This window comes from Nesterenkonia sandarakina, from assembly GCF_003003175.1.
Taxonomy (GTDB): domain Bacteria; phylum Actinomycetota; class Actinomycetes; order Actinomycetales; family Micrococcaceae; genus Nesterenkonia; species Nesterenkonia sandarakina_A.
On sequence record NZ_PVTY01000037.1, the window covers coordinates 1 to 9382 of the forward strand.

At 62.2% G+C, this 9382-nt stretch carries 9 protein-coding genes; 2 read left to right on the forward strand and 7 right to left on the reverse strand.

Annotated elements, in window-relative coordinates; all coding sequences use genetic code 11:
* The coding region (locus BCL67_RS14725; protein ID WP_146131206.1) for an ATP-binding cassette domain-containing protein at nt 1-839 on the forward strand (839 nt) is incomplete at its 5' end.
* Nucleotides 840-1011: 172 nt separating this feature from the next.
* Here the strand turns inward: BCL67_RS14725 and BCL67_RS14730 are convergent.
* The gene (locus BCL67_RS14730) at nt 1012-1413 is read right to left on the reverse strand and encodes a MerR family transcriptional regulator (RefSeq protein ID WP_106124162.1); all 402 of its coding nucleotides are present in this window, start codon (nt 1411-1413) and stop codon (nt 1012-1014) included.
* A gap of 29 nt (nt 1414-1442) precedes the next feature.
* A complete protein-coding gene (locus BCL67_RS14735) occupies nt 1443-2435 on the reverse strand; it encodes an arsenic resistance protein (RefSeq protein WP_106124163.1) in 993 nt (330 codons plus the stop codon).
* A gap of 494 nt (nt 2436-2929) precedes the next feature.
* Here BCL67_RS14735 and BCL67_RS14740 point away from each other — a divergent pair, with 494 nt between their 5' ends.
* Complete coding sequence (locus BCL67_RS14740; protein WP_106124164.1) at nt 2930-4168, forward strand: heparan-alpha-glucosaminide N-acetyltransferase domain-containing protein; 1239 nt, start codon at nt 2930-2932, stop codon at nt 4166-4168.
* Nucleotides 4169-4255: 87 nt separating this feature from the next.
* Here the strand turns inward: BCL67_RS14740 and BCL67_RS14745 are convergent, their stop codons facing one another.
* The 5 genes from BCL67_RS14745 to BCL67_RS14760 form a co-directional block, all read right to left on the reverse strand.
* The gene (locus BCL67_RS14745) at nt 4256-5335 is read right to left on the reverse strand and encodes a sensor histidine kinase (protein WP_106124165.1); all 1080 of its coding nucleotides are present in this window, start codon (nt 5333-5335) and stop codon (nt 4256-4258) included.
* A 53-nt stretch (nt 5336-5388) separates the two neighbouring features.
* Nucleotides 5389-6129, reverse strand: a complete 741-nt coding sequence (locus BCL67_RS14750; protein WP_106124166.1) for a response regulator transcription factor — start codon at nt 6127-6129, stop codon at nt 5389-5391.
* Between the two features lie 678 nt (nt 6130-6807).
* Entirely contained in the window at nt 6808-7806 is a 999-nt protein-coding gene (locus BCL67_RS14755) for a hypothetical protein (protein WP_106124167.1), read from the reverse strand.
* Entirely contained in the window at nt 7793-8359 is a 567-nt protein-coding gene (locus tag BCL67_RS15295; RefSeq protein ID WP_146131207.1) for a DUF6932 family protein, read from the reverse strand. Before BCL67_RS15295 ends, BCL67_RS14755 begins: the two co-directional genes overlap by 14 nt.
* A 207-nt stretch (nt 8360-8566) precedes the next feature.
* A complete protein-coding gene (locus BCL67_RS14760) occupies nt 8567-9142 on the reverse strand; it encodes a recombinase family protein (RefSeq protein ID WP_106124168.1) in 576 nt (191 codons plus the stop codon).
* Between the last annotated feature and the right edge of the window lie 240 nt (nt 9143-9382).

A 9382-nucleotide genomic window follows, 5' to 3' on the forward strand; every position in this document is an offset into this window, starting at 1 on the left:
CCCATGCCCGCCGCATCGCGGCGATCGCCCCTCGGCCCGCAGCTGCTCCCACGGACAGGCCCGCGCAGAGCCCGGTGCGCGCAGCAGGAATCACGTCCAGGAAGAGCGCGGACGACGCCGGGGGTGAAGTCCCTGCGCTCGAGCTCGAGGACTTCACGGTGCGCTGGCCCGAGGGAACATCAGCAGTGAGCTGTGCTGTCTCGGTAAAGCTCGCACCGGGTGAGAATCTGCTGATCACCGGGCCCAGCGGCGCCGGAAAGAGCGCGCTGGCTCTCGGCTTGACGGGCTTCCTCGCGCATCACGGTCAGTATCGGGTCGCGGCGCAGTCGGTGGCCAGTGACCCGATGCAGACCCACGGCGCAGAGACGCTCGGCCCGGAGCAGCTCCGCCGCGAGGTGTGTCTGATCGAGCAGGACGCGCACATCTTCGACAACACGCTGCGGGCGAATCTGGCTCTGGCCCATCCTCTGGGGCCGGGCGCGGCGGCCGATGAGGAGCTCGAGGATGCGCTGCGCGCCGTCGGACTCTGGGACTGGGCCCGGGCGCGGCAGGGCTTAGACACCCCGGTGGGGATGTTCGGCTCATTGATCTCCGGAGGTCAGGCCCAACGGATCGCGGTCGCCCGGGGGCTGCTCTCGGGCGCTGGAGTGCTGATCCTCGATGAACCGACGGCCCACGTGGATGAACGGATGGCCGAACAGCTGCTGGAGGAGCTCCTCGGCGCCACGGATGGCCAACGCAGCGTGGTGCTGATGACCCACACCCATGTTCCGAAATGGCTATTCTCGCAGTCTCTGCGACTCATGCCGGGAGCTCAGCAAGGACTCCCCGAGGGCTGAGTCGCAGGGTCATCGGACACAGCAAGAGGGTGACCACCGGTTGAACTCGCGGTCGCTCACCGGGCACTCCCCCACCCCAAAAACACTCCATACAGACACTGGTTGCGACTAGCAGCGGTGAATGGGGGCATTCCAGCACCATTAACTGTCGCCTCAATCGACGACCCTGGGATTAGGCGAGGGACTTGAAGGCGCACTCGGACTGACAGGGCTCGGAACTATCCGGGCAGGTCGCCACGTGCTCGAGGGAACTAGCCAGCACGACGCGGAGCTCTTCTAACTTGCGGATGCTGTCTTCAACCTCTCGCAGCCGCTCGGTGAGCACCGGATGCAGGGCGTCCCGAGTGTTGGTGCAGGTGCCGGTTTCTGTGACATCGAGGAGCCACTTGATCTGCTCAAGGTCCAGATCCATCTTCTTGGCCACACCGATGAAGCTCAGCCGTTCCAGCACTTCTGGGGCGTAGTCGCGGTAGCCGTTAGTGGTCCGGGTCGAGCGGATCAGGTCGAGCTGCTCGTAGTAACGCAACGTGGTCGCCGGGACCCCGCTGTGCGCGGTGACCTCAGAGATGCGCATGTCCACGTCCTTTCAATGCGTCGGGAGAGTCATCGGTCGCTGATCGCCGCGGAGCCCTGTTCGGCCGGGGCGGTCTTGTCTCGGTGGCGAATGATCTGACTCAGGGCCCCCAGGATCGGCAGCTCGATCAAGGGCCCCACTACCAGGGCTACGGCGATCAGGGGTCGATCGGGGAACGCGGCGACCGCGATGCCCAGTGCGATGGGTGAGTTCCGGGCGGTGGTCACCATCGTGAGAGTCACCCGTTGTGGACCCGTCAGGCGCATGATCCGGGCGATACCGGTGGCGACCAGGGGAAGGATGATGAAGAAGGCGAGTAGTGGAGGAAGCAGCAGCAGCATTTCAGTGCCGCTCTCGGCGACCACGGGTGCCTGCCAGGCGAACATCGCGAAGACCGCCAGGCACAGCAGCGGCATCACGATCCGGTTCGCCCACCGGTTCACGTGCTCATCGCGCCACTGCTCCCCTTTGGCGCGGGTGCTGACCCAGCGCAGCGTGAAGGCCACAACCAGAGGGGTCAGTAGCATCAGGCCCACGGCCTCGAGAAGGGTGCCGGTGTCGACCATCGCGGCTTCACCGCCGAGCAGGATCACGTAGACCGGCAACAGCAGCAGCTGCAACACCAGGTTCACGGGTAGCAGTGCGGTGGCGATCCCTGCGTGTCCACGGGCCATCGCGGTGAAGACCAGGTACCAATCGGTGCACGGAGTGACCAGAAGAAGCAACAATCCAATGCGCAGATCGGGCTGTTCACCAAGCAGCCCGAGGCCTAGGGCCCAGGCGAGAAGCGGGGTGAAGGCGTAGTTCAACACCAGACTGACCGCGACAAGACCTTTGGCCTTGCTTACGTCTTTCAGGTGCGAGGCATCGAGCTGGACGAAGACGGCGATGAGCATCACCAGCAGAGCGGGGATCACTAGATGCTCGCCCATGGCACCCAGCGGTGTCACCAACCCGACACCGAGTCCAGCCAGTGCCGCGACGGCGACGAACACGCTTTGAAGTCGTTCGGACCAGCTCATCTGCTGCTTCTCCAGGGGTGGCTATGGCACGACCGGTCTGCAGCCCGTGGGTTTAACCGGAGTGAGGTCTTGATCAACGGTAAACCTTCGAGTCAGCTAGAAGGTCAAGACTGAGGACTTACAGCGCCTGGTCCTGCCTAGATAGTGACAGTCCTGAGACCTGATCTTCCTGGCGAAATCGGGATGATCAGCCCGCGCCAATCCAAGCCCAGGAAGCGTCTCGGAAGGACTTCCCACGAAAGTTGTGAGTCGGAGCGATAAGCGGCGGCCTGAGTGCCCATACCGATTCTCCTCGTGGCCCTAGTCCGGGGGTGTTTCCCATCGGAACCCGGGGCGTGGCGTCTTCATCAAATCTTGAGGATCCTGCGACCTGGGCTCTAAGTGCAACCGACACCATGGAAGCAACACGAACCCCGAACAATCCGGGACCACAAAGACGGCCATGGGCCGCACGCTTCACCGTCCCTCACAAGACGGGCACGGAAGGAACAGGCATGAACGCAATACCAGAACCCACGACGGAGGAAATCGCAAAGACGTCAGCGTCCTCCAGGCGCCGGCTCATCGGCATCGACGCCGCCCGGGGCCTGGCCCTGGTCGGGCTGATGGCCATCCACCTGCTGCCGGCCTGGAACGACGAGACCGGTGAGCCCACCTGGTCCTGGCAACTGTTCTCGGGTGACTCCGCAGCCCTGTTCGCCCTGCTGGCCGGGGTAGGACTGGCCCTGACCTCCGGTGGGCAAAACCCGCACAAGGGCAAGAAGATGACCGCCGACCGAGTCGGACTCATCGTGCGGGCACTGCTGATCGCCATCGTAGGTCTCTGGATCGGGACCCTGATGCCGCAAGACCCACCGGCCTTTAGCATCCTGATCTACTACAGCGTGTTCTTCCTGCTGGCGATCCCCTTCCTGCACATGGGCCCCAAGGCGCTCTTCCTCTCCGCAGCCCTCTTCGGGATCGTCTCCCCGGTCCTGATGCAGAATCTGCTTGGCATCCTGCCCGCGTGGAGTTCCTATAACCCCACGTTCACTGAGGTATTGACCGAACCCGGGGCCACCGCCTCGCAGCTGCTGCTCACTGGCACCTACCCAGCTCTGCCGTACATGACCTATCTGCTGGTCGGACTGGGGATCGGGCGATTGAACCTGCGCAAGACAGCGGTGCAGGTCCGAGTGCTGGTGGTCGGAGCGGGGCTGATGATCTTCGCCTACGCCACCTCCTCAGTGCTGCTCTACGCCTTCGGCGGCTACCAGCGGCTCCTTGAGGCCTCCTGGATGAGCGAGTACGAGCTCAACGAGGTCCTGATCTGGGGCCCGGACTCATTGCCGACCACCACAGGGTGGTGGCTGGCGATCACCACCCCACATACGAATACACCGCTGGCGATCGCAACGAGCCTCGGAGTGAGTTTGGCCGTCTTGGGGGTGTTCCTGCTGATCGCTCCGAAGATCGGCAAGTGGCTGCTGCCGCTCTCAGCGATGGGCGCCATGACCTTCACCCTCTACACCGTCCATCTGGTCGGTCTCTCACCCGAGGTCCACTATGGTCAGCCCTCCCTGTGGTTCGCAGTCCACCTGATCGTCGCAGCCGCGTTCGCGATCGTGTGGCAACGGTCTCTGGGACAAGGTCCCCTGGAGAAGGTGGTCAGCACCAGCGTGAAGGGCACCCGGCGACTGATCCTCGGAGACCCCTCGAAGAATGCCACTGATAGCGGAGAAAACACGAAGTAGACAGCTATGCCCTCCCTAGCGGGAGTCTTTCCCGGTCGCAGGTCAGGTGGGCCCCGTTCACGGCAACGCCGGTGGACCGGGCGCCGGCTATTCCTTACGTGTAGTGCGGGGCAGGCGAATGTAGAAGCTGGCTCCGCGGCCAAAACCATCGCTGGAAGCTTCCAGGGTCCCGCCCTGGGCCTCGACCAGGGACTTGCTGATCGCCAACCCTAACCCTGAGCCGGCGCGACGAGCTTCGCGGCCGGTGTGGGCGCGGTAAAAACGTTCAAAGATGTGTTGCAGATGCTTGGGGCTTATGCCTTCCCCGGTGTCGGTCACCGTGATGGTGACCGCTTCTGGTGCGTTCTCGGTGTGCACGGTGATGGTGCCCCCGGGCGGGGTGTGGCCGATCGCGTTCTCCAACAGATTGCCTAACACCTGACCCATCCGTTCCCGATCTAGCAGCACCGGTGTCTCCAGTGGGCCAGCACTCATGGTCCTCACCGAGATGTTCTTCGCTGCGGCGGTGGACTCGATGGCCGCGACCGACTGGGAGGCCAGCACGTCTGGATCCTGGAGGGTGAGCTGCAACCGGGCGGTGGCCTCCTCCGCGGCGGTGAGCTGGCGGATGTCACGGGCCAGGCGTTCCATACGTGCGATCTGGGCATCAAGGATCCCGGCGGTCCGCTCGTCCCACTCCACGACGCCGTCTTCGATGCCCTCCAGATGACCCTTGAGACTGGCCAAGGGTGTGCGCATCTCGTGGGCCAGATCCGCCAGCAGCTGGCGGCGGGTGGTGTCCACAGCCGCGAGTCGGGCGGCCATGTCATTGAACGACGCGGCCAGCGAGTCGAACTCCGGACCCAGCTTCGCGGAGGTGACTTCCACGTCGTAGTTGCCATCGGCCACCTGCCCGGCAGCAGTGCTGAAAGACGCCAGAGAGCGGCCGATGGTGCGGTAGATGTAGAAGCTGAGCAGCCCAGCGATGAACAGCGCCGGCAATCCGCCGATCGTCAAAGCCGTGAGGCTCACCGAGCGGAAGACCTCGTCCAGGTGGACCAGCCCGGTGGCCGCATCGGCATGACCAGCCTCAATGAGTCCGTGGTAGAACATGGTGGGCCCCACCAGTACCGCGGTGCCCACCACGATGATCAGCCCCACTAGCAGGACCGTGGTCTGGGCCAGCATCAACCGCACGGTCAAGGGTCCCCAGGACCACCGAGGTTCTGTCGTGGTGGAGCTCATCGTCCACTGCCCATCCGGTACCCGACACCGCGGATGGTGTGGATGAACCTCGGGCTGCCAGGAGTGTCGTGGAGTTTTTTGCGGATGCGCCCGACGTGGACATCCACCAGGTGATCGTCCCCGGCCCAACCGGTGTCCCAGACCAGCTCCATCAGCTGCGCCCGGGAGAGCACCTGTTGCGGGTGAGTAGCCAGACACAGCAGCAGATCGAACTCGATCCTGGTCAACTCCACCGTCTCTTGCCCTAGGTGGACTCTTCGCGCGGTCTCGTCCACCACGAGGTCCTCGATCACTACCCTCTGTCCAGGCGGCACAGTGCCTGTGGACCTCTCAGCGGTGTTGGTGTTGTGGGTGTTTCTGGTGCGGGATCGGCGCAGCATGGCTTGGACTCGGGCGACGAGCTCGCGGGGACTGAAGGGCTTGGTCACATAGTCATCAGCTCCTACCGAGAGTCCGACGATCTTGTCGACCTCGTCGTCCCGGGCGGTGAGCATCAGCACGTGGCAGTCGGAGAGGGTCCGCACCTGCCGACACACCTCGATCCCGTCGATACCGGGCAGCCCGAGGTCCAGCACCACTACGTCCGGGTCGAAGTCGCGCACCGCGTCCACCGCATCGGTGCCGTCATGGCGCACAGCGACGTCCAAGCCTGCTTTGCGCAGATACCCCTCGATCAGTAGGGCGAGATCGACTTCATCGTCGACCACAAGGACCCGACCGGTCTGTGCTGTGTTCATCTGCGCTCCTTGATCGAGGTGGGCCACAAACTTGATCCGGGACGTGGGGCTCCACTCCCGGTGAGGTCCGCCGTAACCCTCACGTCTTAGTGATGGTCGTTTATCTGGTCGGGGCCACGGTTTCCTGCGCCCGATCGTTCTTCCAGGTCTACTCAACATCTCGCGGCGGGGTCAGTGACTCTTCCCCGCCCACGTGTGCGAGTCGCAGGTCGAACGGCTCGCGCCCTTCCTGGGGAGAAGATTCTGTGACCAACCCAGCATCGATCATGAAAAGCAAGAACCACGCCCAGCCTACGCGCGCCGTGTTCGCCTGGCTCAGGTAGCAGCGGCGCCGCCGCCGCACTCTCGAAGCCCTACTTCGGATCCCGAAGGTAGGCCGCACCCCTCGCTCAACTCACCGATCTGGCGAACCGCGTAGCGATGGAGCATTCGACGAGCTCCGCGAGAACCCGGACGCGGCTATGGCGTCAAAGAGTAGTGGAGCGGCCATCTCGGAGGCCGGGTGATCTTTTCCCTATGCCCGTAAGCCGGTCGCTCACCGTGCACTCCCCCGCCCTTCTACCTGCCTACCCGGGCGCTGACTTCAGAGTGAACGTATACCCCGCTCGATAAAGATGCCCGCACGGGTGCCCTATCTGCGACGCGGGAGACTCATCGCGGAGGTTCATCGGGCTGGGTCTAGGATTCCGTAGATTCTTCGGCACTTGCCGGCGCCGGTTCGACGTGTAGGAGCTTGTGCGCGCTGCTCTGGCCCCCATCAGAGCGAATACTGTGGGTGATCTCTACAGTCATGGCAACACGGTTGTCGAGGTTCTGTTGTTTGGCCACGCTCTCAGGAACATCGCTAGCGTCTAAACGCAGCTCTTTGCCATCGTCGAGGACGATCCTCCATTTGTCGTCGAAACTGATGGTGCGGAGATAACCGGTGACAGTCTCTTCCTCGCGGTACAGCTTTCGCTGGCTAATAAAGTCACTAATCCAGCGTGCCTGCTCAGGTGTGACGCGGGAGCGTACTGTCTCGTGCTCTGGTTCCTGCCAGGCGGAGTCGAGAGCGATGCCGGATTTCGCGATAGATCCAGCGAGATGGGAGAGGCTGGCTCCAACGCGGGCTCCTAGATCTCCGAGCGCATGTGCCAGTTGATCGGTAGCGTCGAGCTCGACGTGCGTCATGTCGGTCAACAACGAAACGACTTTTTCTGAAGCCCGGTCAACAAGCGGTCGCTCCCGCCATTCGTCGGCAAGGGGGCGGTCACCGTCAGGTTCAATCTCTTCAAGGGCGTCACCTCTAGGGACGATGTTGAAGAGGACCGATCCGGGTACGGGGGCTGCTTCCAACATCAGGGCTGTCCGCGCAGTGATGATGCCTGGTACTTGGCCGCGCGCTGATTTGACCCCTTCCATTGCGGCACCCACTGCGGTAACCGAACGCTGCCATGCATCGGCTATTAGCCCGATTGAGCTGAGTGAGGCTCGGTGTCCGTCCACTCCGGTTCCGTGGAACCGGAGAACCCCACGAGAGTTGATAACGCGCGCATCGTCGAGCTGCTTTGCCATCGCTTCGATACCGGCACGATTCCAGTCTTGCGGCGTGCGCTCGTGGAGGCGCACAACATCATCGTTGGTGAAGGATTCAGAATATCGCTGGAGGCGGGCCTCTAGTTCCTCACTTATAACCATCAATGATCACCTCCACATATCCTCGTCGCGGCCGAGGGTCGGGCGAGCGATTCGGTCCTCGCATGCGACTCCACAGGTCATCCCAGTATCCCCTGGAGCGGACGTAGTCACTAGCCTCTTGAGTATCAACCACGGTGCCAGTATGTGGATCCCAGAAGAGTGGAAAAGCATCCAAATCGAGACCGTGCACTTCGGTGCCGGCGAAGGCAAAGTTCCACTGCAAGAGCTGCTGCCCACTCATGCGGCGATACTGCTCCGCAGAAACGATATAGACGCTGTCAATATCGCCTGGGTGTTCCTTGGAAGTGAAAAACGTTCCGGAGAGCCAGCAAGCTGCAACCGATCCGGCCGATTGCCTCACGAGGTCTAGGTGCTGCTTCCAGCCGGTCCACAACTCGTTGCGCCGTGGATCGTTTATGACATCGAACGCCTGGATGACGTCACTCTCAGTACAGCTCCAACGGCCAAGTGGCAGGTGCTCGTACTCTTCTGTTGCCGGGCTGTGAGTACCCACAAGCGGCGGCAAAGATCTGCCAGCCAGGATTCCACTCATATTTCCTCTGCGATGCTCTCGGATATAGGCATTAGGGGCTCCGGGCGGCCCCCGCGACCCAAGCGTGGGAGTGGTTGCGTCCGAGCTTATCGTTACTTGTGGTTCTACTGCGCGACAGTCTGTCCAACTATATTTCTATAATTGTAGACAGAAAACCCACCCAGAATTACAGTTACTCAATTGGTCAAGCTCGGGACCTACTACTCTTCAGCGCGCCGCCCCTTGGTGTCGGTAGAAGGTCGCCCTACTCCAGCCCACCAGCTTCGCTGCCTCGGTCGCCGTGCGACCTCGCGCCCGAGCCTCTTGAACCACCTGGAGCTTCTCCGCGATCACTGCCGGATCTGCCGGCGGCCGGCCGAAACGTGTGCCGCTCTGCTTCGCAGCCGCAATACCAGCGTTGACTCGTTCGGTGATGAGCTCGCGCTCGTACTCGGCCAAGGTAGCGAGCATGTTCAACATCAGCCGACCCGTCGAGGTCGCAGGATCAATCCCATCACTGATGGACTTCACCGCCACCCCCCTATCGCGGAGAAGATTCACCGTGTTCAACACATCAATGAGCGACCGCCCTAGCCGGTCAACTCGCCAAACCACCACGGTGTCGCCGGACTCCGCGTGCTCCAGCAGTTTCTTCATCCCCGGACGAGAGACTGCGGTCTTCGATCCAGAGGTGACATCGAAGAACACATCTCGACGCTGCACCCCCTCCCCCAGCAACGCATCGACCTGTAGCTGTGAATCTTGACTCGCCGTGCTGACCCGCGTGTACCCCAAAAGCCTCATGCGACAAGAATGCCTCACAAACGCGTGCAGAGAGCACTTCTGAGACGAATTGCGTCGAGACACCTTACTGAGACATCACAGGTCCCGAATTCCCGCGGAGTCAGATGTAAACGACAGAGCCCCTGGAAGTGTCTTATAAAGCTACAGCTTTCTAATCCGCTCTGTCAGTTCATTAGTTACTGTATAGTTCAGTAGATGCTGACTATTGCCTCTCGTGTTGATGTGATGAACCGGTTGGGT

Bases quoted from the DNA above. Each gene is read 5' to 3' on its own strand.
- BCL67_RS14730 (WP_106124162.1), bottom strand. From the start codon at position 1,413: ATGCGCATCTCTGAGGTCACCGCGCACAGCGGGGTCCCGGCGACCACG.
- BCL67_RS14735 (WP_106124163.1), bottom strand. From the start codon at position 2,435: ATGAGCTGGTCCGAACGACTTCAAAGCGTGTTCGTCGCCGTCGCGGCA.
- BCL67_RS14740 (WP_106124164.1), top strand. From the start codon at position 2,930: ATGAACGCAATACCAGAACCCACGACGGAGGAAATCGCAAAGACGTCA.
- BCL67_RS14745 (WP_106124165.1), bottom strand. From the start codon at position 5,335: ATGCTGGCCCAGACCACGGTCCTGCTAGTGGGGCTGATCATCGTGGTG.
- BCL67_RS14750 (WP_106124166.1), bottom strand. From the start codon at position 6,129: ATGAACACAGCACAGACCGGTCGGGTCCTTGTGGTCGACGATGAAGTC.
- BCL67_RS14755 (WP_106124167.1), bottom strand. From the start codon at position 7,806: ATGGTTATAAGTGAGGAACTAGAGGCCCGCCTCCAGCGATATTCTGAA.
- BCL67_RS15295 (WP_146131207.1), bottom strand. From the start codon at position 8,359: ATGAGTGGAATCCTGGCTGGCAGATCTTTGCCGCCGCTTGTGGGTACT.
- BCL67_RS14760 (WP_106124168.1), bottom strand. From the start codon at position 9,142: ATGAGGCTTTTGGGGTACACGCGGGTCAGCACGGCGAGTCAAGATTCA.